The 20,594-nt window shown below is 66.0% G+C and carries 18 protein-coding genes and 2 pseudogenes; 9 read left to right on the top strand and 11 right to left on the bottom strand.

Annotation, left to right across the window (positions count from 1 at the left end):
• The 8 genes and pseudogenes from IC50_RS00730 to IC50_RS00695 form a co-directional block, all read left to right on the top strand.
• On the top strand, positions 1 to 738 hold a 738-nt coding region (locus tag IC50_RS00730; RefSeq protein WP_035699340.1), incomplete at its 5' end, for an ABC transporter permease.
• Positions 735 to 1,583, top strand: a complete 849-nt coding sequence (locus IC50_RS00725) for an ABC transporter permease (RefSeq protein ID WP_035699339.1) — start codon at positions 735 to 737, stop codon at positions 1,581 to 1,583. The genes IC50_RS00730 and IC50_RS00725, both read left to right, overlap by 4 nt.
• Entirely contained in the window at positions 1,580 to 3,250 is a 1,671-nt protein-coding gene (gene nikE, locus IC50_RS00720) for a nickel ABC transporter ATP-binding protein NikE (RefSeq protein ID WP_035699338.1), read from the top strand. The genes IC50_RS00725 and nikE overlap by 4 nt, the downstream gene beginning before the upstream one ends.
• A 141-nt stretch (positions 3,251 to 3,391) precedes the next feature.
• Positions 3,392 to 4,993 carry an ABC transporter substrate-binding protein gene (locus IC50_RS00715; protein WP_035699341.1) on the top strand — a complete coding sequence of 534 codons (1,602 nt, stop codon included), beginning with the start codon at positions 3,392 to 3,394 and terminating at the stop codon, positions 4,991 to 4,993.
• Between the two features lie 17 nt (positions 4,994 to 5,010).
• Positions 5,011 to 5,952: an ABC transporter permease gene (locus IC50_RS00710; RefSeq protein ID WP_035699337.1), complete on the top strand. Its 942-nt coding sequence runs from the start codon at positions 5,011 to 5,013 to the stop codon at positions 5,950 to 5,952.
• Positions 5,949 to 6,872, top strand: a complete 924-nt coding sequence (locus tag IC50_RS00705; RefSeq protein ID WP_035699336.1) for an ABC transporter permease — start codon at positions 5,949 to 5,951, stop codon at positions 6,870 to 6,872. Before IC50_RS00710 ends, IC50_RS00705 begins: the two co-directional genes overlap by 4 nt.
• A gap of 19 nt (positions 6,873 to 6,891) precedes the next feature.
• Complete coding sequence (locus IC50_RS00700; protein ID WP_035699335.1) at positions 6,892 to 7,881, top strand: ABC transporter ATP-binding protein; 990 nt, start codon at positions 6,892 to 6,894, stop codon at positions 7,879 to 7,881.
• Positions 7,878 to 8,853: pseudogene (locus IC50_RS00695) on the top strand (ABC transporter ATP-binding protein). The gene IC50_RS00700 and the pseudogene IC50_RS00695 overlap by 4 nt, the downstream one beginning before the upstream one ends.
• Before the next feature lie 5 nt (positions 8,854 to 8,858).
• Here the strand turns inward: IC50_RS00695 and IC50_RS00690 are convergent.
• The 11 genes and pseudogenes from IC50_RS00690 to IC50_RS00640 all read right to left on the bottom strand — a co-directional run bounded on the left by IC50_RS00690 (position 8,859) and on the right by IC50_RS00640 (position 19,726).
• On the bottom strand, positions 8,859 to 9,146 hold the full coding sequence (locus tag IC50_RS00690; RefSeq protein WP_035699332.1) for a YciI family protein: 288 nt from the start codon (positions 9,144 to 9,146) through the stop codon (positions 8,859 to 8,861).
• A gap of 69 nt (positions 9,147 to 9,215) precedes the next feature.
• Positions 9,216 to 10,190 carry a sugar ABC transporter substrate-binding protein gene (locus IC50_RS00685; RefSeq protein WP_035699331.1) on the bottom strand — a complete coding sequence of 325 codons (975 nt, stop codon included), beginning with the start codon at positions 10,188 to 10,190 and terminating at the stop codon, positions 9,216 to 9,218.
• A gap of 41 nt (positions 10,191 to 10,231) precedes the next feature.
• The gene (locus IC50_RS00680) at positions 10,232 to 11,209 is read right to left on the bottom strand and encodes an ABC transporter permease (protein ID WP_035699329.1); all 978 of its coding nucleotides are present in this window, start codon (positions 11,207 to 11,209) and stop codon (positions 10,232 to 10,234) included.
• Entirely contained in the window at positions 11,206 to 12,156 is a 951-nt protein-coding gene (locus IC50_RS00675; protein ID WP_035699327.1) for an ABC transporter permease, read from the bottom strand. Before IC50_RS00675 ends, IC50_RS00680 begins: the two co-directional genes overlap by 4 nt.
• The gene (locus tag IC50_RS00670) at positions 12,149 to 13,675 is read right to left on the bottom strand and encodes a sugar ABC transporter ATP-binding protein (RefSeq protein WP_035699325.1); all 1,527 of its coding nucleotides are present in this window, start codon (positions 13,673 to 13,675) and stop codon (positions 12,149 to 12,151) included. The genes IC50_RS00675 and IC50_RS00670 overlap by 8 nt, the downstream gene beginning before the upstream one ends.
• A complete protein-coding gene (locus tag IC50_RS00665) occupies positions 13,672 to 15,066 on the bottom strand; it encodes an FAD-linked oxidase C-terminal domain-containing protein (RefSeq protein WP_035699322.1) in 1,395 nt (464 codons plus the stop codon). Before IC50_RS00665 ends, IC50_RS00670 begins: the two co-directional genes overlap by 4 nt.
• 59 nt (positions 15,067 to 15,125) lie before the next feature.
• Positions 15,126 to 16,010 (bottom strand): intradiol ring-cleavage dioxygenase, encoded by an 885-nt coding sequence (locus IC50_RS00660; RefSeq protein ID WP_035699321.1) that lies wholly within the window; start codon positions 16,008 to 16,010, stop codon positions 15,126 to 15,128.
• 15 nt (positions 16,011 to 16,025) lie between these two features.
• Positions 16,026 to 16,928, bottom strand: a complete 903-nt coding sequence (locus IC50_RS00655) for an NAD(P)-dependent oxidoreductase (protein ID WP_035699318.1) — start codon at positions 16,926 to 16,928, stop codon at positions 16,026 to 16,028.
• 21 nt (positions 16,929 to 16,949) lie between these two features.
• Positions 16,950 to 18,322 (bottom strand): annotated as a pseudogene (locus tag IC50_RS00650) (amidohydrolase family protein).
• Between the two features lie 4 nt (positions 18,323 to 18,326).
• Positions 18,327 to 19,406, bottom strand: a complete 1,080-nt coding sequence (locus IC50_RS00645) for a maleylacetate reductase (RefSeq protein ID WP_035699303.1) — start codon at positions 19,404 to 19,406, stop codon at positions 18,327 to 18,329.
• Complete coding sequence (locus IC50_RS00640) at positions 19,403 to 19,726, bottom strand: Dabb family protein (RefSeq protein ID WP_035699302.1); 324 nt, start codon at positions 19,724 to 19,726, stop codon at positions 19,403 to 19,405. Before IC50_RS00640 ends, IC50_RS00645 begins: the two co-directional genes overlap by 4 nt.
• 107 nt (positions 19,727 to 19,833) lie before the next feature.
• On the opposite strand from IC50_RS00640, the gene IC50_RS00635 reads away from it, so the two are divergent.
• A partial coding sequence (locus IC50_RS00635; RefSeq protein WP_035699300.1) for a LysR family transcriptional regulator occupies positions 19,834 to 20,594 on the top strand: 761 nt, incomplete at its 3' end.

The raw sequence follows: 20,594 nt of genomic DNA, 5'->3' as shown, positions 1-20,594 counted from the left end.
CGGGAGCGGCTGCCGGCCTCGCTCGAGCTCACTTTCTCCGCGCTTCTGATCGCATTGATCGCGGCGGTGCCGCTCGGCGTGATCGCGGCGCTGCGGCCGGGCTCGGTTGTCGATCACGGCGTGAGGCTGTTCTGCGCACTTGGCGTCTGCGTGCCGACCTTCGTCTCGGGCTTGCTCTTGATCTACGTCTTCTACTATCTGATCGGGCTCGCGCCTGATCCCACGGGACGGATCGACGTCTTCACCTCGCTGCCGCCGCAACGCACCGGTTTCCTGTCGATCGACTTCCTGCTCGCCGGCGACGTCGAGGGTTGGTGGGCCGCCTTCAAGCAATTGATCCTGCCGGCATTGAGCATGGCCCTGTTCGTCATCGCGCCGCTGGCGCGGATCACGCGCGCCTCGATGCTGGTCTCGCTCGGCAGCGATTTCGTGCGTACCGCGCGCTCGGTCGGATTGTCCTGGCGCAAGGTGGTCGTGACCTACGCGCTGCGCAACGCGATCCTTCCCGTCATCACCATCGCCGGCATCGTGTTCTCGACCATGCTGGGTGCCAACGTCCTCGTGGAGAAGGTGTTCTCCTGGCCGGGCGTTGCCTCCTATGCGCTCGATGCGCTGCTGTCCTCCGACTACGCGCCGGTGCAGGGCTTCGTGCTGCTGATGGCCAGCCTGTTCGTGCTGGTCAATCTCGTGGTCGACATCTGCTACGGCATCGCCGATCCCAGGGTGTCGATCGAATGACCAGCGCAACCCTTCGCCATTCGGTCTGGATCCTGCGCGGCAATCCGCTCACTGCGGTTGCCGCGACCGGCGTGCTCGTCTTCGTCCTGGTCGCGATCTTCGGGCCGTGGATCGTGCCTTACGATCCCGTGGCCTCGAATGTCTCAGAGGCCCTGCAGCCGCCGAGTGCGGCGCACATTGCCGGCACCGACCAATTGGGACGCGACGTGTTCAGCCGCCTCGTCATCGCCGCGCGGCTCGACCTTGCCATCGCGGTCTCCGCAGTCGGGATCTCCTTCGTGATCGGGGCCGTCGTCGGCGCGTTCTGCGGCTATGCCGGCGGCCGGCTCGATCGCGCCGTCGGCCGTTTCGTCGACGTGATGATGGCGTTTCCGCTGTTCGTGCTGGCGATGGCGATGGTCGCGGCATTGGGCAACCGGATCGAGAACATCGTGATCGCGACCGCGATCATCAATCTTCCCTTCTACATCCGCTTTGCGCGGGCCGAGGTCAATGTCAGGCGCAATGTCGGCTGGGTCGAGGCCGCACGCGCCTGCGGCGAGAGCCATTTCTCGGTGGTATTGCGCTTCCTGCTGCCGAACATCCTGCCGGCGATGGCGGTGCAGATCTCGCTCAATCTCGGCTGGGCGATTCTGAATGCAGCCGGCCTGTCCTTCATCGGCCTCGGCGTCAAGCCGCCGACGCCGGAATGGGGCATCATGGTCGCGGAGGGGGCGCGCTTCATCTCGACCGGGCGTTGGTGGCTGGTGGCCTTTCCGGGCCTGGCCTTGATGATGGCGGTGCTGTGCTTCAACCTCCTCGGCGACGGGATGCGGGACATTCTCGATCCCCGGATGCGCACATGAGCGAGGAACTGCTCAGGATCGACGACCTCCACGTCGCGTTCTCGACGCGGCGCGGAATGGTCGAGGCCGTACGCGGCGTGACGCTCACGGTCGATGCCGGTGAGATGCTCGGCCTCGTCGGCGAGAGCGGTTCGGGCAAGTCGGTCACGGGCTTTGCGACGACACGGCTGCTCGATGCAGCCGGGCGCGTCACCGGCGGCAAGATCCTGTTCCGCGGGCAGGACGTCACGAAGCTTGGGGGAGATGACCTCCGTCAGCTCCAGGGCGCCGCGATGTCGATGATCTTCCAGAACCCGAGGGCTGCGCTCAATCCGATCCGGGCCATCGGATTGCAGATCGCCGACGCGATCCTCACCCACAAGCGCATTTCGAAGGAGGCCGCGCGAGCCGAGGCGCTGGACTTGCTGCGCGCCGTCCAGATCCGCGATCCCGAGGTGCGAATGAGCGCCTATCCGCACGAACTCTCCGGCGGCATGTGCCAACGCGTCATGATCGCGATTGCGATCTCCTGCAATCCCGCGCTGCTGATCGCCGACGAGCCGACGACCGGGCTCGACGTCACCACCCAGAAGGTCGTGATGGATCTCCTGGCAGACATTGCCGCCGCGCGAGGCATGGCGACGATCCTGATCACGCATGACCTCGGCCTCGCAGCGCGCTATTGCCGCCGCATCGCCGTGATGGAGCGTGGCCGCATCGTCGAGGAGGCGAGCCCCGGCACGCTCTTCGGCGCGCCGCAGCACGCCTATACGAGGCGCCTGGTTGCGGCATCGCCGACGGCGACGTCACGGATCGAGGACCTCGTGACGGAGGAGGAGAGCGAGCGTTACTCCGCTGCAGTCGGCAAGCCCAGGCAGGAGCCCGCTCACGGCACGCCGCCGCTCCTGGAGGTGCGGAAGCTCGCAAAGCGTTTCGACCAGGGTTCCGCGGCGGTTGCCGACTTCTCGATGACGATGGCCGGCGGCGAGAGCGTCGGGCTCGTCGGCGAGTCCGGCTCCGGCAAGAGCACGACCTCGCGCATGATCTGCCGCCTGATCGATCCGAGCGAGGGCGACATCGTGTTCGACGGGCAGTCGATCGGCCACGTGGCGTCGCGTGACTTTCACCGCTCGCCATTGCGCAAAGACATCCAGATGGTCTTCCAGGACCCGAACGAAAGTCTCAACCCGCGCTTTACGGCGTTCGATTGCATTGCCCACCCCTTGATGCGACTCGACGGCATGCGTGCGGGTGAGACGCTTCGCAAACGGGTGGAAGAATGCGCGGAGCGGGTGGGACTGCCGCTGGATTTGCTGCCGCGGTTTCCGCATCAGCTCTCCGGCGGGCAGAAAGCCCGCGTCGGCATCGCCCGCGCCATTGCCTGCCGGCCGCGGCTCCTTGTGCTGGACGAGCCGACCGCCGCGCTCGACGTCTCGGTTCAGGCGGTGGTGCTGCAGCTGCTCGATCGCCTGCGGCGCGAGAACGACATCGCGCTGCTGTTCGTCAGCCACGACCTCAACGTGGTGCGCATGCTCTGCGACCGCACCATCGTGCTGCGCAACGGCGGCATCGTGGAGCAGGGCGAAAGCCGCGCCCTGTTTGACAATCCAAAGACCGACTACACGCGCAAATTGGTCGAGGCGATCCCGCATATCGAGAGGGGGCCTGCGCTGGCGGCCGCTCTTTGAGGCCTGGAGCGGCCAAAAGGGCGGCGAGATCCCATCGGCGACGGCGCATTTAGTGGCATACCATTTGCTTGCAAATGGGCTTGGTTTCACTTGCCCTTTGCCAAGGAACAGCTGGCACCACGGCATTACTGGGAGGACTTCATGGATCGCAGGACCGTATTGAAGGGACTGGCCGGCGCGGGCGGTCTGGCATTGACCGGCCTCTCGGCCCCGGCGGTCGCCCAGGGCGCATCCGCTCGGACCTTGCGCTTCGTGCCTCAGGCCAATCTCGCCAATTTCGATCCGATCTGGGGCACGCAATATGTCGTGCGCAATGCCTCGGCGATGGTCTGGGACATGCTCTACGGCATCGACTCGTCGTTCACGCCTCAACGACAGATGGTCGAGTCCGAGGAAGTATCGGCTGACGGCAAGACCTGGACGTTCAAGCTGCGACCCGGATTGAAGTTCCACGACGGCGAGCCGGTGCGCAGCAAGGACGTCGTTGCGAGCCTCGCGCGTTGGACCGTGCGCGATCCGATGGGGCTGATGATCAAGGCGCTTCAGCAGGAGCTCACGGCGGTCGACGACCGCACCTTCAAATGGGTCCTCAAGGCGCCTTACCCGAAACTGCTCTACGCGCTGGGCAAGAACAATTCGCCCTGCGCCTTCATCATGCCGGAGCGCATCGCGCAGACCGACCCATTTAAGCAGATCACGGAATATGTCGGCTCGGGGCCGATGAAGTTCGTCAAAGGCGAGTGGGTTCCGGGCGCGAAGGCCGTGTTCGAGAAATTCGCCGACTATGCACCGCGCCAGGAGAAGTCGTCGTGGCTGGCTGGCGGCAAGCAGATCCTGGTCGATCGCATCGAGTGGGTGGTGATGCCGGATGCGGCCACCGCGGCCGCGGCGCTGCAGAACGGCGAGATCGACTGGTGGGAGAATCCGATCGCGGACCTCGTACCCGTGTTGAAGAAGAACAAGAACATCAGCGTCGATATCGGCGATCCGCTCGGCAATATCGGCGCGTTCCGCATGAACTTCCTGTATCCGCCATTCAACGACGTCAAGGCGCGGCGCGCTGTGCTGATGGCGATGAGCCAGGAAGACTACATGCGCGCGATCGTCGGCGACGACACCGCACTCTGGAAGCCGCTGCCCGGCTTCTTCACGCCGGGTACACCGCTCTACTCGGAGATGGGCGGCGATATCCTGAAGGGCAAGCGCGACTTTGACGCGGCCAAGAAATTGCTCGCGGAGAGCGGCTATTCGGGGCAGCCGGTCACGTGCCTGGTCGCGCAGGACCAGCCGATCACCAAGGCGCAGGGCGACGTGACCGCGGACCTGCTGAAGAAGCTCGGCATGAACGTCGACTTCGTGGCGACCGATTGGGGCACCGTCGGCGCCCGCCGCGCACTGAAGACGCCGCCGGGACAGGGCGGCTGGCACATGTTCCACACCTGGCATGCGGGCGCGGACTGCGTCAATCCGGGGCCCTACAATGCCATCCGCGCCAACGGCGACAAGGCCTGGTTCGGTTGGCCCACGAGCGCCGATACCGAAAAGGAGGTTGCCGCATGGTTCGAGGCCAAAAACCTCGACGAGGAAAAGACGACGATCGCCCGCCTCAACAAGGCAGCGCTTGACGACGTCGTCTTCGCGCCGACGGGCTTCTTCCTCGGCTACACGGCATGGCGCAAGAACGTCTCCGGCATCACCAAAGGGCCGCTGCCGTTCTTCTGGGGCGTGTCCAAGTCTGCATGATCGTGCGCTGAGGCCAGATGCTCTCCTACATCCTCCGTCGCATCGTCGCGACCTTGCCAGTCATGGCGATCGTCGCGCTGTTCGTGTTCAGCCTGCTCTATATCGCGCCGGGTGACCCCGCCGTGGTGATCGCGGGCGACCAGGCGAGTCCGGAGGATGTGGAGCGCATCCGCCAGAGCCTCGGCCTCAACCGTCCGTTCCTGGTCCAGTTCGGAGGCTGGGTCTGGCGCATCCTGCACGGCGATCTCGGCACCTCGATCTTCACCAATCTGCCGGTCTCGGCGATGATCGGGCAGCGTCTCGGACCGACGCTGTCGCTGATGTTCGTCACGCTGCTGCTCACGATCGTGGTGGCGGTGCCGCTCGGCGTGGTGGCGGCATGGAAGGCCGGCAGCCTGATCGACCGCGTCATCATGGGCTTTGCCGTGTTCGGATTCTCGCTGCCCGTGTTCGTGGTCGGCTACATGCTCGCCTACGTCTTCGCGCTCGAGCTGGAATGGCTGCCGGTGCAGGGCTATACGCCGCTCAGCTCGGGCTTCTGGCCGTGGCTGGAGAACCTGATCCTACCGTCGATCGCACTCGGCTGCGTCTATATCGCGCTGGTCGCGCGCATCACGCGGGCCGCCATGCTCGAAGTCTTGCAGCAGGACTATATCCGCACCGCCAAGGCCAAGGGACTCGGGCAGGGCGGCATCCTGTTCATTCACGCGCTGAAGAACGCGGCGGTGCCGATCGTGACCGTGATCGGGATCGGCATCGCGCTCCTGATCGGCGGCGCGGTCGTGACCGAGAGCGTGTTCGCGATCCCCGGCCTCGGCCGCCTCACGATCGACGCGATCCTGCGCCGCGACTATCCGGTGATCCAGGGCATCGTGCTGCTGTTCAGCTTCGTCTACGTCCTCGTCAATCTGATGATCGACGTCGTCTACACGCTCGTTGACCCGAGGATCCGCTATTGACCGACACCACCGTCAATCCGCAATCGCTTCCGGCCGGCCTCGTCGTCGCGCCACATCTGCCTGAGATCCTGCGGCCGGTCACGATCCGGCGCGGCTTCGTCGGCCTCTTGCGCGGTCATCCGACGGTCGCGGTCGGCGTCGCGCTGCTGCTGACGCTGGTCCTGATCGCGATTTTTGCGCCCTATCTCGGCACGGTCGATCCGACTGCACTGGCGCCGGCGAAGCGCACACGGGCGCCGTCGGCCGATTTCTGGTTCGGCACCGACGTGCTCGGCCGCGACATCTATTCGCGCGTGCTGTTCGGCGCGCGCGTCTCGCTAACGGTCGGCCTGTCGGTCGCGATCTTCGCATCGGCGGCCGGCCTCGCCATCGGCATGATCTCCGGATTCGTCCGCTGGGCAGACGGCATCCTGATGCGGTTCATGGACGGCTTGATGTCCATTCCGCCGATCCTGCTCGCGATCGCGCTGATGGCGCTGACGCGCGGCAGCGTCGGCAACGTCATCCTCGCCATCACCGTTGCCGAAATCCCGCGTGTCTCGCGCCTCGTCCGCAGCGTGGTGCTGTCGCTGCGCGAGCAGCCCTATGTGGATGCGGCGGTCGCCTGCGGCACGCGCACGCCCATGATCATCCTCCGCCACATCCTGCCGAACACGGTTGCGCCCATGCTGGTGCAGGCGACCTACATCTGCGCCAGCGCGATGATCACCGAGGCGATCCTGTCCTTCATCGGCGCCGGAACGCCGCCGACCATCCCGTCCTGGGGCAACATCATGGCCGAGGGCCGCGCGCTGTGGCAGGTGAAGCCCTACATCGTGTTCTTCCCGGCAGCGTTCCTGTCCGTCACTGTGCTCGCCGTGAATTTGCTCGGCGACGGCCTTCGCGATGCGCTTGACCCGCGCATGGCCAAGAGCCTGTGATGTATCGAGGCTGATCGCGATGGCTTTGCTCGAAGTCGAGAACCTCCAGACCCATTTCCGTACCCCCGGCGGCATCAATCGCGCCGTCGACGGCGTGTCCTTCCATGTCAACGAGGGCGAGACGCTCGCCATCGTCGGCGAGTCCGGCTGCGGCAAGTCGGTGACGTCGATGTCGCTGATGCGGCTGATTCCGGAGCCGCCGGGCAGGATCGCCGGCGCCATCCGCTTTGCGGGCAGGGATCTGCTGAAGCTGTCCGATCGCGAGATGCGCGCGATCCGCGGCAACGACATCTCGATGATCTTTCAGGAGCCGATGACCAGCCTCAATCCGGTGCTCACCGTCGGCCGCCAGATTCGCGAGACCTTGATGATCCATCAGGGCCTCGACAAGCGGGCGGCGGAGGCGCACGCGATCGAGATGCTGACGCTGGTCGGCATTCCCGAGCCGAAACGGCGCGTCGGCGAATATCCGCACCAGCTCTCCGGAGGCATGCGCCAGCGCGTGATGATCGCGGTCGCGCTGGCGTGCAATCCGAAGCTTCTCATTGCGGACGAGCCGACAACCGCGCTCGACGTGACGATCCAGGCGCAGATTCTGAGGCTGATGCTGGATCTGAAGCGCCGGGTCGGCGCCGCCATCATCCTGATCACCCACGATCTCGGCGTCGTCGCCGAGATCGCCGAACGCGTCATGGTGATGTATGCCGGCCGCAAGGTCGAGGAGGCGCCGGTCGCCGAGCTGTTCCGTTCGCCGCGCCATCCCTATACGCAAGGCCTGCTCGGCGCGGTGCCGAAGCTCGGCTCGTCGCTGGCCGGGACCGCAACGCGGCTCGCCGAGATCCCGGGGCAGGTGCCCGACCTCCGCAAGCCCATTATCGGCTGCGTCTTCGCCGGCCGCTGTGCGCTCGCGACCGATCTCTGCCGCCAATATGCGCCGGGGCTCGAAGAGAAGGGCCCGCGCCACGTCGCCGCCTGTCACTACGCCGCCAAGGGAGCCGTCGCGGCATGAGTCCTCCGCTGCTCCAGGTCAACGACCTCAAGAAGCATTTTCCGGTCAACAAGGGCCTGTTCGGGCGACAAAACGAGTTCGTCTATGCGGTGGACGGCGTGTCGTTCGAGATCGCGCGCGGCGAGACGCTGTCGCTGGTCGGCGAGTCCGGCTGCGGCAAGTCGACGGTCGGCCGCGCCATTTTGCGGCTGTTCGAGATTACTTCTGGCCAGGTCATCCTCGACGGCCAGAGGATCGACGACGCCGCGCCGAGCACGATGCGCCAGATGCGCCGGCGCGTGCAGGTGGTGTTCCAGGATCCGTTCTCGAGCCTCAACCCGCGCATGCGCGTGCGCGACATCCTGGCCGAGCCGATCCGCAATTTCGGCCTCGCCAAATCCGCGGAGGATCTCGAGGTTCGCGTCACATCGCTGATGGACACCGTGCGCCTGCCGCGCGAGGCGCTGAACCGCAGACCCCATGAATTCTCAGGCGGCCAGCGTCAGCGCATCGGCATTGCGCGCGCGCTTGCGGCCGAACCCGAGCTGATCGTGTGCGACGAGGCGGTCTCCGCGCTCGACGTTTCGGTCAAGGCGCAGATCGTCAATCTGCTGCAGGATCTGCAAAGCGAGTTCGGCCTCGCGCTCTTGTTCATCAGCCACGATCTCGCGATCGTCGAGCACATGACATCGCGTTGCGGTCATGTATCTCGGCAAGATCGTGGAAGTGGCGCCGCGCCGGGAGATCTTTGCCGCGCCAAGGCATCCCTACACCAAGGCGCTGCTCTCGGCGGTGCCGCTGCCGGAGCCCGGGGCACAGCGCAATCCCATCATCCTCAGGGGCGACCTGCCGAGCCCGATCAATCCGCCACCCGGTTGCCGCTTTCATACCCGTTGCCCCTTCGCCTTCGACCGCTGCCGGACAGAGGAGCCGACGCTGCGCGCGGCCGGCCCGGAGCAGTGGGTGGCCTGTCACCTCGACGAGCCGCCGTAGGCGGCTCAACCCTGCCGGCGCAGGAAGCCCGTGATCGTGACCTTTTCCCAGATGCCGGCCGCGGCAAAGGGATCTGCGCGGTTGAAGGTCTCGACCTCGCTACGGCCCGGTGCCTCGATCAGGAACAGGCTGCCGATCATGGTCTGGCCGTCGTCGGAGACCAACGGCCCCGACATCACGATCCTGACGCCGAAGCGCGAGGTGTCGCTCAGGAAGGCCTTGTGCGCGTCGTAATTGGCAAGCCGCGTCGGCAGTGCGCCGGTGCGGTCGAGAGCGTGAATGGCGAACAACATCGGTCTTCCTTTCTTGACTTGGTTCTTGGGACGGCCGCCATGGCGGCCGTCCGGACGTGATGGGTTGGTCTACTTGGCGCCGAGCTTGCCGGCGTCCTCGAAGGTCGGGCAGGTCCGCTGCTCCAGCGGCACGTCGAACGGCCCGTAATTGTCCTTGGTGATGACGGTCGGCTTCAGCACGATCTCGGCGATGACGGGCTGGTTGCGCAAGGCGCGGATCGCCATCATGGTGCCGAGGCAGCCTTGCGCAAATCCGTTGTAGTCGCCGCTCGCGAGCAGCTTGCCGGACTTGATCGCGTCGATCGCCTCCTTGGTGCCGTTGATGCCGATCACCTGGGCCTTGCGGTTGGCGCCGTCGAGCGCCTCGATCGCGCCGACCGCCATGGCGTCGTTGGCGGCGAGCACGCCGTCGATCTGCGGATTCGACTGCATCAAATTCTCCATGACCTGGAGCGCCTGGAGCCGCTGGTAGTTACCGGGCTGCGAGGCCAGCAGCTTGGCCCCCGGACTTTCCTTGAGCGCGTCGTTGAAGCCGCGGACGCGGTCGACATTGGTCAGCGAGCCCTTGACGCCCTCGATGATGACGATGTTGCCCTTGCCGCCCAGCGTCTTGAGCAGGAAGCGCGCGGTCTCCAGCCCGAGGCTGTAGTCGTCGGCGCCGACGAAGGACAGGAACTTGCCGCCGGCCGAACGGTCAGTGATGTTGACGACCGGGATCTTGGCCTCGTTGATCTTCTCGACGCCGGGCACCATCGCCTTGTAATCGACCGGCGTGAACACGATCGCGCTCGGCTTCTTGACCACGACGTCCTCGATCTGGCTGAGCTGCTCGGGGATCGAGTCCGGCTTGGTCGGGATGTACTGAAGCGTCTTCGCGTTCAGCGTCTTCGCCATGTTGTCGGCGCCGACCCGCACCGTCTGGAAGAACGGATTGGTCTGGTTCTTGGTGAAGACGGCGATGGTCTCGCCGTCGGCGCGCGCCCCGGTGGTGAACGCGGCCGCCATCAGCAGTGGCAGCGTCAGATAGCCCAGTTTACGTTTCATATTGCCTCCATCCCTCATTTTGCTTGTTGAACTCCAGGAACTCATTGCGTGCCGCGGCGGGTCTTCATGTCGAGCCAGACCGCGAGGATGACGATGACGCCGGTCACGAGCGGCTGCCAGTTGGCGCTGACCGAGAGCAGGTTCATTCCGTTCAGCACCAAGGTGAGGATCAGCGCGCCGATGAAGGTGCCGAACACGGTGCCGACGCCGCCGAACAGCGAGGTGCCGCCGATCAGCACGGCCGCGATCGCCGGCAGCGTCAGGCTCTCGCCGATATCGGCCTCGGCCGAATTGAGCCGCGACAGGAAGATGATCGAGGCAAGCCCCGCCATGGTGCCGGAGACGGCATAGACCAGCAGCAGGCGCCGCGCGACCGGAATGCCGGAGAGCCGTGCCGCGACCGGATTGGCGCCGATCGCATAGATCTCCTGGCCCCAGATCGTGCGCTGCGCGAACAACGTCCCGATCCCGAGGAACACCAGCAGCAGATAGACCGGGATGGGCAGGCCGAACAGATAGCCGCTGCCGATCTGGCGGAAGCCGGCGGGGAAGCCGTGCAGGGTCTCGCCCGCCATGTACCAATAGGTGAGGCCGTTCAGCACCCACAGCATGCCATAGGTGGCAATGAAGGAGGGGATGCGGAGCGCGGTGACCATGATGCCGTTGAGCAGGCCGACGATGCCGCCGCAGGCAAGGCCGGTGAGGATGCCGAGCGCCGGCGAGCCGGTCTTGTGGATCACGGTGCCGGCGATACAGGCGGACAGCGCGACATTGGCGCCGACGGACAGATCGAGGCCGGCGGTCAGCACCACCAGCGTCAGGCCGGAGGCGATGAAGAAGGTCAGGCTCGCCTGCCTCAGCACGTTGAGGATGTTGCCGAGGCTCAGGAAGGAATCGCTGAGCACGGCGAGCACCGCACAGATCAGCAGCGCGGCCAGCAGGCGATAGAACACCTGGATCGCATCCTGCGACAGGAAGGAGCGGGGCGGCACCATGGCCTCCTTGGTGATGTCTGTCATGCGCGGCTCCTGAGGCCATCCAGGAACAGAGCGACGATGACGAGCACGCCCACGCTTGCAACCTGCACCGAGGACGGCAGCGAGATCAGGTTCAACCCGTTGCGTAGCACGCCGACCGAGAGGACGCCGAGGAGGGTGCCGAGCAGCCAGCCATTGCCGCGCTCGAACGAGGTCCCGCCGACGGCGACGGCGGCGATGGCATCGAATTCCAGGCCGAGGCCAGCGGTGGGATGGCCGGAGTTCATTCGCGCGGTCATCAGAAGGCCCGCGATGCCGGCCATGGCGCCGCCGATCGCATAGACCGCGATCAACAGCCGGTTCGGCGAGCGGCCGGCATAGCGCAGCGCCTCGCGGTTGCCACCGAGGGCGAAGATGTAGGTGCCGAAGCGGGTGTGATAGAGCAGGCCGTGGAAGGCCGCATAGGTGACCAGCGCCATCACGATCGGCACCGGGACGCCCAGAAGCGTCGCCGAATAGATGTCGCGTACGCTGTGGGGAATGCCGACCACGCTCTGGCCGTCGCTGACGATGAGCGACAGGCCCTGCGCCATGCCGAGCGTGCCGAGCGTCGCGACGAAGGGCGGAATGCCCAGGATCGCGACCAGCCAGCCATTGGCGACGCCGAAGGCCGTGCCGACCAGCAGGCCGGCACCGAGGCCCAGCAGCATCGACTTGGTCGCGAGCGATACGATCGCAACGCAGAGCGAGGTCAGCGTCAGCACCGCGCCCATCGACAGGTCCAGCCCCTCGGTCATGATGATCAGCGTCATCGGCAGCGCGAGCATGGTCAGAATGGTCGACTGCACCAGCACGTTGGAGAGATTGGCGACCGACAGGAAGCCGGGCGCGATGACGCTGAACAGCGCGATCAGCAGCACCAGCACCATGGCGACGCCGGGAATGCGCTGCAGCGGATTGGGCTCCGAGATGACCGCGGCTTCACGCATGATGCATCCCCAGTCGCACGATGTTCTCCTCCGTCAGTTCGCTGCGCGTCAGGTGTCCGGCAATGCGCCCCTCCCGCATGACGTAGGCGCGGTCGCAGACATGGCAGATCTCGACCTGCTCGGACGAGATCATCAGGGCCGCCGCGCCTTCCGCGACCAGGCGGTCGATCAGCGCAAAGATCTCCGACTTGGCGCCGATGTCGATGCCCCGTGTCGGCTCGTCGAAAATGAACAGCTTCGACCCGGCCGCAAGCCATTTGCCGATCACGACCTTCTGCTGGTTGCCGCCCGAAAGCAGGCCGACGGTCTGCCGCGCGCTCGGTGTCGCGATCCTCAACTGGCGGATCAGGCTGTCGGCGGTGCGCTGCGCACTGCGCTGGTCGAACAGGCCGCTCGGGAACAGTTTTCGCAGCGCCGATACCACGAGGTTGTCGCTCACCGAACGCAGCAGCGCGAGGCCTTCACTTTTGCGGCTCTCAGGAATCAGCGCGATGCCGCGGCGGGCGGCGAGATCGGGCTCGCCGGAGATGGTCTTGCCGTCGAAGATGATCTCGCCTGATGTGACGGGATCTGCGCCGAAGATGGCGCGCGCGACCTCGCTGCGACCGGAGCCGACGAGGCCGCACAGGCCGACGATCTCGCCCCGGCGCACCTCGATGTTGATGTCGGAGATCCCGGTCGGCGCCGTCAGGCCCTTGACCTCGAGCAGCAGCTCGCCGGGCTTGTCGGCGAAATGGCGTGGATAAGTCATGTCGACGTTGCGGCCGACCATCATGCGGACCAACTGGTCCGGCGTGACGTCGGTTGGGCGAACACCGTCGATGCGGCGGCCGTCGCGCAGCACGGTGATGCGATCGCCGAGCGCGAACACCTCGGCCATGCGGTGCGAGATGTAGACGATGGACACGCCGTCGGCCTTCAGCCGTGCGATCAGTGCAAACAGCAGCTCGGTCTCACGGTCCGAGAGCGCCGCGGTCGGCTCGTCCATGACGAGGATGCGGGCGTTCTGGCTGATCGCCTTCGCGATCTCGACCATCTGCTGCTGCGCCACGCCGAGCTTGTCAACAATGGTGGAGGGATCGATATCGAAGCCAATCGTATCGAGCACGCGCGTCGCATCGGCCAGAATCCTGCGGCGGTCGATGGTACCGGGGATGCGGCCCTTCGGCTCGCGTCCCAGGAAGATGTTCTGGGCGATATCGAGATAGGGGACGAGCGAGAATTCCTGGAAGATCACGGCAATGCCGAGCTTCTGCGCGTCCGCGGTGGAATTGATCGCGACCGCCTCGCCCTTGTAGTAGAACTCGCCGGCATCGGCGCGGTAGGCGCCGCACAGTACCTTCATCAGGCTCGATTTGCCGGCGCCGTTCTCGCCCAGCAGCATGTGGACTTCGCCGGGGTAGACGGCAAAGGACACGTCGTCCAGCGCCTTGACGCCGGGAAATTCCTTGCTGATGCCGCGCAACTCCAGCAGCGGGACTGGCGAGGAGGGCTCAATGGCCAGCGCCGCGTTGCTCATGCGCGTGCTCCGCTCGCAAAGATCTTTCCTGGGTTCATCAGTCCATCAGGGTCGAGCGCGGTCTTGATCTGCCGCATCACGTCGACGGCCTCGCCGAGTTCGTCAGCGAGATAATCGATCTTGCCGAGCCCGATGCCGTGCTCGCCGGTGCAGGTGCCGTCCATGGCGATGGCGCGCGCCACCATGCGGGCCTGCAGCGCCTTGGCGCCTTCGGTCTCCTCCGGCCTTGCCGGATCGATCAGGATCAGCATGTGGAAATTGCCGTCGCCGACATGGCCGACGATCGGCGCGACGAAGCCGTGTTCGTCCGCGTCGCGCCGCGTCTTGGTCAGGCATTCCGCCAGCCGCGAGATCGGCACGCAGACATCGGTGATCACCGCGCGTGCGCCGGGGCGCAGGCCGAGGCCGGCATAGAGCGTGTTGTCGCGCGCGTGCCAGAGCCGGCTGCGGTCTTCCGGTGCCTTTGCCCAGGCAAAGCCATGGCCGCCATGATCGGCGGCGATGGCCTGCGCGGCCTCGGCCTGCTCGGCGACGGAGGCCTCCGAGCCGTGGAATTCGAGGAACAGGGTGGGGGCCTCGCGATAGCCGAGCTTGGCGTAGGCATTGATGCCGCGCATCATGACGTCGTCGAGCAGCTCGATGCGCGCCACGGGGATTGCGGACTGGATCACCGAGATCGCGGTATCGACCGCGTCGTGCAGGGTGTCGAAGCTGCAGACCGCGGCCGAAATCGCCTGCGGCACGGGGTGCACCTTCAGCGTGATCTCGGTGATCACGCCGAGCGTGCCTTCGGCGCCGACGAACATGCGCGTCAGATCATAACCGGCCGCCGACTTGCGCGCGCGCTTGGCGGTGCGGATCACGCGGCCATCGGCCAGCACCACTTCCAGCGCCATCACATTGTCCTTCATGGTGCCGTAGCGCACCGCCATGGTGCCGGAGGCCCTGGTCGAGGTCATGCCGCCGATCGAGGCGTCGGCGCCGGGGTCGATCGGGAAGAACAGGCCCGTATTGCGCAGCTCCGCATTGAGCTGCTTGCGCGTGATGCCGGGTTGCACCACGACATCCATGTCGCTGTCGTGCACCGCGAGCACCCTGTTCATGCGTGCGAAGTCGAAGCAGACGCCGCCCGCGACCGCGGCTGCATTGCCTTCGAGCGAGGTGCCGGCGCCGAACGGCACGATCGGCATGCCGGTGCCGGCGCAGAGCCTGACGATCTCCGCGACCTCCTGCGTGGTTTCAGGGAAGACGACGATGTCGGGCGGCAGGCTCCGATAGTGCGACTCGCTCTGCCCATGCTGATCGAGCACGCCGCGCGCGACGCTCGCGCGCGGGCCGATCATGCTGGTGAGGCGATCGGCCAATGTGCTCGTGCTGACCCGCGGTCCCATCCTCAGCTCCCGTCTGCTCCCTATCGGACTCTTGCCGGTCCGCTGCGTTGTCGTTCGGCTTATGCGGCCCTTGCGTCGCTCGCAAGCTGCTTCAAACCGAAATCATAGTTGAGATGAAAATACGCGCTCTCCACCATGCGACCATCCGGCGCACGGCCCGCAGGGTGGCGGACGAACTCGCGGATCAGGCTGTCCTTGACGCCGAACACCACGTCGCTGTCGAGATACTGATCGCCGGCAACGAACACGTGAGTCACGAGCTGCTCGAAACCCGGCGCCGAGATCATGAAGTGCACGTGGGCCGGGCGCCAGGGATGGCGTCCCTGAACCTCCAGCATCTCGCCGACCGGTCCATCATGCGGAATCGGATACGCGGCAGGCTTGATCGACCAGAAATGGAAGCGGCCATTGGCGTCGGTGTGGAAGCGGGCGCGCATCGCGAGGTCGCCGATGGCGTCGAGCTGCTGCACGTCGTAATAGCCGTCGTCATCGGAATGCCAGACGTCCACAATGGCGCCTGCGAGCGGCTTTCCGTCGATGGTCGAGACCGAGCCGGTGACGAGCATCGGATCGCCTTCCATCGGACCCGAGATATCGGCGCCGCTCTCCTTCTCCGGCGCGGCCTGAACGAAGAACGGCCCGAGTACCGTGGTTTCGGTGGCGCCTTCCGGCACCGGATGGTTGATCGCGTCGACCAGCATGGAGACGCCGAGCGTATCCGACAGCAGGATGAATTCCTGGCGCTTGTCGTCGCACATGTGCCCGGTGCGGGTCAGGAAGTCGATACCGTATTCCCATTCCTTCTGGGTCGGCCGCACCTCGCGCACAAAGGCATGAAGGTGGCGCACCAGCGCCTCGCTGACCTGCTTGATCCGCGGATCGGTCGCGCCCGCGATCCGCTCCAGCACCGCGTCCGTGATCGTGGTCTCGTTGAAGTTGCGCATGGGTGCCTCCGTTGATCAGAGCTTCGGCTCGCCGAGGCCGGACAGCCGCTCGAGATGCCTGACGGTCGCGATGAAGTCGGTGTCGCCGTCGCCCTGCGCGACCAGCGAGCCATAGGTCTCGCGCACTTGCGCCGCGAGCTGAAGCGGCACGCCGACGGCGTGCCCGGCGCCGAGGATGAGATCGAGATCCTTGGCCATCTGCTTGCAGGAGAAGGTGGACTCGAAATCGCGGGTCCGCAGCGGCGCGGTCTTGTACTTCACCATCGGGGAGGCAATCGCGCTGTCGTCGAGCACCTTCAGAATGTCCTGCCAGGCGATGCCGCCCTTGCGCGCCAACGCCAGGCTCTCCGCCATCATCGCGGCAGACACGGCGATCATCAGATTGACGGAGAGCTTGGCGTAGCGGGCTTCCTCGGCCGGCCCGAGATAGGTCTGGGCGCGGGTGAAGGCCGCGAACAGCGGCCTTGCGCTTTCGAAGGCGTCGTTCGGCCCCGAGACGAAGCAGGTCAGGGCGCCGGTATGGACGATGCTGGCATTGCCGGAGACCGGGGAACGAAGATAGGCAATGTCGCGTGCCTGCGCGGCGGCGGCAACGTCGGTAGAGGCATCGACGCTGACGGTGCTGGTCTCGATCAAAACGGTTTTGGGCGCCATCGCGGCGATCAGGCCGGCAGGGCCGAGCAGCGCGCCGCGCAAGGCCGCGTCATCGGGCAGGGATGTGACAACGGCGGCCTTGCCGCGCACGGCTTCGACGGGCGAAGCGGCAATCGAAACGCCTTGCGCGCGAGCCTCATCGAGCCGCGCCACGCTCTGGTCAAACGCCGTTACCGCGTAACCGGCCTTGGCGACGAGGATCGACATCGGCAGGCCCATCTTGCCGATCCCGATAAAGGCGACATTGTTGGAAACGTCTGTCATGGTCGTTGTCCATTGGCGCCTTCAGGCGGCGCGTCCCTGTCGTTCATGTCCTGCACAAGCCGCCGGCCGGATTGTGCCAGCAGCGCCATCTTCGTCTCCAGCCCCTCGACCAGCAGCCGGCCGTTACGTTTCGTCCAGGCGCCGCCGATCATGACAGCCTCGATGTTGATGAGGCTCGTCTGCATCACGACGGTCGCGACGGGATCGTGCACCGGGAAAAGGTTGAGATCGGACGCGTTGATGATGACGAGGTCGGCGAGCTTCCCCGGCGTCAGCGATCCAATCTGGTTTTCGCGGCCGAGCATGCGGGCGCCTTCGGTCGTGATCCAGCGCAACGCCTCGCGCACGGGGATCGTGGATGTCGCCGGAATGGCGCCGCTCGCTCGGCGCGATTCCGCATTGTCGAGCGCCCGCTGCATCGAAAGCGCGACGCGGGCGGCGGAGAGGAGATCGCCGGCCAGCACGGATTCCAGATCGATGCCGATCGTCGGCCGCACGCCGCGCTTCAACAGACGTCCGGTGATCGGGAAGCCGTGGCCCTGGATCATCTCGTTCTCGGGCGTGACGGAAAAGGACACGCCGAGATCGACGATCCGATCGAGCAGATCGTCAGGCAGGTCGTTGCCGTGGACGATGTTGATGCCGGGACCGACGAGGCCCGCCTCGATCAGCTTCTCCCACCCGCCTGGCGTCTTCGCCGCGCCGCCGCCCTGGTGCATGGAGGCGATCAGGTTCAGCTCGCGCGCCAGGTGGAAATCGTGCATGGCGACGTCGAGCGTCGAATAATGCGGGCCGAGGATGGCAAGGCCCAGCGTGACGAGGCCGTCGCGATCGGCGAGGGGGCCGGCCAGCAGCCGCTCGACCTCGCGGCGCGGATGCGGCACTTCCGAGAAGTGCGGCTCGCCCGGCTTCGGCTCCGGCTTTGGCGAGCCGTGGAAGAAGGCGGCGCGGATGCCGCTCTCGGTCAGGCCGCGCACCGCAGCGTCGGTGTGTGCGGGAGTCGGATTGTTGTGGCACCAGTCGACCAGCGTGGTGACGCCGTGGTTGATCTGGTTCAGAGCGCCGACGAGCGTCGCGATATGGATGTCGTCGGGCCGGAACACGGTCGCGAGGCCCGCATGCATGCGGCGGAAATATTCCAGCAGCGTCCAGTTCGCGGCAAAGCCGCGCAAGCCCGTCTGCCAGGTGTGCATGTGCGCGTTGATCAGGCCGGGGATAACGAGGCGGCCATTGCCGTCGATGATCTCGGTCTCAGCCGCGCCGCCACCGAGCTCGATCGACGGGCGCACGTCGACAATGCGGCTGCCTTCGACCAGCACATCGCCGCTCGAAAGATCGCCAATCGCGTCATCCATGCTGATGACGGTGGCCGATTTGATGAGCGTGCGCCGCATCGCGTCACGCCGCCGCTTTGACGGCGCCGGGCGGTTCGCCGGCCCAGGCGCGCGCGATCAGGTCGCCAATGGCGCCACGCTCGAGCGGGCGCGGGTTCCAATAGGCATTGGTGACGGCGAGGTCGGCCGCCTTGTCGATGCCGCTCTCGGGCATGCCGACATCACGTAGCGCCAGCTTTGCGCCCAGTCGCTTCGCAAGGTCGTAAAGGCCCCGGGACGCATCGGCTGCGCCAATCGCGCGCGCGATGCGCGCCATCGCATCCGGCACCGCCGGCGCGTTGTAGGCCAGCGCATGCGGCAGCACGATGGTGTGCGTTTCGGCGTGCGGCAGGTCGAAGGTGCCGCCGAGCGTGTGGCAGAGCTTGTGATGCAACGCCATGCCGACGGTGCCGAGGCACACGCCGCACAGCCAGGCGCCGTAGAGTGCCTCGGTGCGGGCCTCGCGGTCGTCGCTTCTGGCGGCAATCGCGGGCAGGGCACGCGCCAGCGCACGAATGCCTTCCTCCGCCATCAGCGAGGTCACCGGATTGGTGTCGCGCGCATAGAGTGCTTCGACCGCATGGGCGATTGCGTTGATGCCGGATGTTGCAGCCAGGCTCACCGGCAGCGTCAAGGTGAGATCGACATCGTAGATCACGGTCTCCGGCAGCACGGCCGCGTCGCGCACCGTGGTCTTCAGGCCGTTCTCGGTCTGGCCGACGATCGGCGTCATCTCCGAGCCGGCATAGGTGGTGGGGATGCAGAGCTGGTTGACGCCGGTGCGCAAGGCCAGCGCCTTGCCGAGGCCGGTGGTCGAGCCGCCGCCGAGCGAGACGACGCAGTCAGCCTCGCACGCCTTCATCGCCGCGAGCGCGCGCTCGGTGACCTCGACCGGCGTGTGCATGGTGGCGCCGGGAAAGATGCCGGCATAGAGCGGTCCGAGCGCCGCGCCGAGGCTCTTGCCTTGCGCCTCCTGCTGCGGCGTCGTCAGCACCAGCGCGCGCTTGCCGCCGAGCCGCTCGACCTCGGCCTTGGCCGAGCCAAGGGTTCCGCTGCCGAACACGACGCGGCAGGGCAGGTTTTCGAAGGTGAACGACCCGATCATGCGCCGGTCTCTTTGATGGGATAATCGACCTGGAAGCGGCCGATCCGCAAGTCGCCCAGCGCCTCGCGGACGCGCAAATGTTCGGGGTGGTTGGCGTAGGCGGCGAGCGCGGCCTGGTCGGTGAACTCGGAGAACAGAACGACGTCGCAGGCGTAGTCGACCGCGCTGACATCCATGCCGACCTCGATATGGGTGAGGCCATCGATCCGGCCCTTGAGGCCCTCGAACAGGGTCTTGACCTTAAGCCGGGCGGCCGAGCGCTCCTCTTGGGTCTCCCCGCGCAGCTGCCACATCACGATGTGCCTGATCGGGCCCGACATTTCCTGATTTCCTCGCCTGCCATTCTGCTTTGTTGAGGTCATTTTGCCTTGCAGAAAACGGAAATAAAGGTCAAAATTTGTAAGTCTCTTTTCCTGCTTTCGCAAAAATGGACCGGCTGCTCCAACTCGAAGTCTTCTCCAAAACCGCCGAGCTCGGCAGCCTGTCCAAGGCCGCCGAAATCCTGCGGATGTCGAATGCGGCCGCGAGCCGCCATCTCAGCGCGCTGGAGGAGCGGCTTGCGGTCCGGCTGATCGAGCGCAACACGCGCCGGCAATGGCTGACCGAGGCAGGGCAGGAGCTGTTGCAGCGCTGCAGCCCGTTGTTGAACGAACTCGCCGAAGCCGAGGACGCCGTCTCCGACCGCGCCCTGTCGCCGAAGGGCATGCTGCGCGTGACGTCATCGCTGTCCTTCGCGATGATCTATCTCGCACCGATGCTGCCGGCGTTCCGCGCGCTCTATCCGGATCTCAGTGTGCAGATCATCAGCGCCAACCGCTATCTGGACTTCATCGAAGCCGGCATCGACGTCGCGATCCGCACGCGCGAGCACGAGCCGGATTCCAACATCGTCGTCCGCCGCATCGGCCAGATGCACCGCGTGCTTGCGGCTTCGCCGGCCTATCTGGCGAAGCACGGCCGTCCGGAGCACCCCGCCGATCTCACCCGCCACAACATGCTGATCTACAACCTCGCCAACGATCCCTATTCGCTGCGGCTGAGCAAGGGCAGCACGACGCAGACGATCCGGATCGCGCCGACGCTCGACAGCAATGACGGCCAGATCATCTGCGGCGCGGCGCGCGCGGGTCTCGGCATCCTGATCCAGCCGCTTTACATCGTGCAGGGCGATATCGCGGCCGGCCGGCT

This window comes from Bradyrhizobium genomosp. I (2014) (assembly GCF_000261685.1).
Classification (GTDB): domain Bacteria; phylum Pseudomonadota; class Alphaproteobacteria; order Rhizobiales; family Xanthobacteraceae; genus Bradyrhizobium.
The sequence above is the reverse complement of the archived record's forward strand: the minus strand, read 5'-3'. Positions and strand labels throughout refer to the sequence as shown.

What these genes read in the sequence shown, in the direction of transcription:
- IC50_RS00725 (WP_035699339.1), top strand. Translation starts at nt 735, where the DNA reads ATGACCAGCGCAACCCTTCGCCATTCGGTCTGGATCCTGCGCGGCAAT.
- nikE (WP_035699338.1), top strand. Translation starts at nt 1,580, where the DNA reads ATGAGCGAGGAACTGCTCAGGATCGACGACCTCCACGTCGCGTTCTCG.
- IC50_RS00715 (WP_035699341.1), top strand. Translation starts at nt 3,392, where the DNA reads ATGGATCGCAGGACCGTATTGAAGGGACTGGCCGGCGCGGGCGGTCTG.
- IC50_RS00710 (WP_035699337.1), top strand. Translation starts at nt 5,011, where the DNA reads ATGCTCTCCTACATCCTCCGTCGCATCGTCGCGACCTTGCCAGTCATG.
- IC50_RS00700 (WP_035699335.1), top strand. Translation starts at nt 6,892, where the DNA reads ATGGCTTTGCTCGAAGTCGAGAACCTCCAGACCCATTTCCGTACCCCC.
- IC50_RS00690 (WP_035699332.1), bottom strand. Translation starts at nt 9,146, where the DNA reads ATGTTGTTCGCCATTCACGCTCTCGACCGCACCGGCGCACTGCCGACG.
- IC50_RS00685 (WP_035699331.1), bottom strand. Translation starts at nt 10,190, where the DNA reads ATGAAACGTAAACTGGGCTATCTGACGCTGCCACTGCTGATGGCGGCC.
- IC50_RS00680 (WP_035699329.1), bottom strand. Translation starts at nt 11,209, where the DNA reads ATGACAGACATCACCAAGGAGGCCATGGTGCCGCCCCGCTCCTTCCTG.
- IC50_RS00675 (WP_035699327.1), bottom strand. Translation starts at nt 12,156, where the DNA reads ATGCGTGAAGCCGCGGTCATCTCGGAGCCCAATCCGCTGCAGCGCATT.
- IC50_RS00670 (WP_035699325.1), bottom strand. Translation starts at nt 13,675, where the DNA reads ATGAGCAACGCGGCGCTGGCCATTGAGCCCTCCTCGCCAGTCCCGCTG.
- IC50_RS00665 (WP_035699322.1), bottom strand. Translation starts at nt 15,066, where the DNA reads ATGGGACCGCGGGTCAGCACGAGCACATTGGCCGATCGCCTCACCAGC.
- IC50_RS00660 (WP_035699321.1), bottom strand. Translation starts at nt 16,010, where the DNA reads ATGCGCAACTTCAACGAGACCACGATCACGGACGCGGTGCTGGAGCGG.
- IC50_RS00655 (WP_035699318.1), bottom strand. Translation starts at nt 16,928, where the DNA reads ATGACAGACGTTTCCAACAATGTCGCCTTTATCGGGATCGGCAAGATG.
- IC50_RS00645 (WP_035699303.1), bottom strand. Translation starts at nt 19,406, where the DNA reads ATGATCGGGTCGTTCACCTTCGAAAACCTGCCCTGCCGCGTCGTGTTC.
- IC50_RS00640 (WP_035699302.1), bottom strand. Translation starts at nt 19,726, where the DNA reads ATGTCGGGCCCGATCAGGCACATCGTGATGTGGCAGCTGCGCGGGGAG.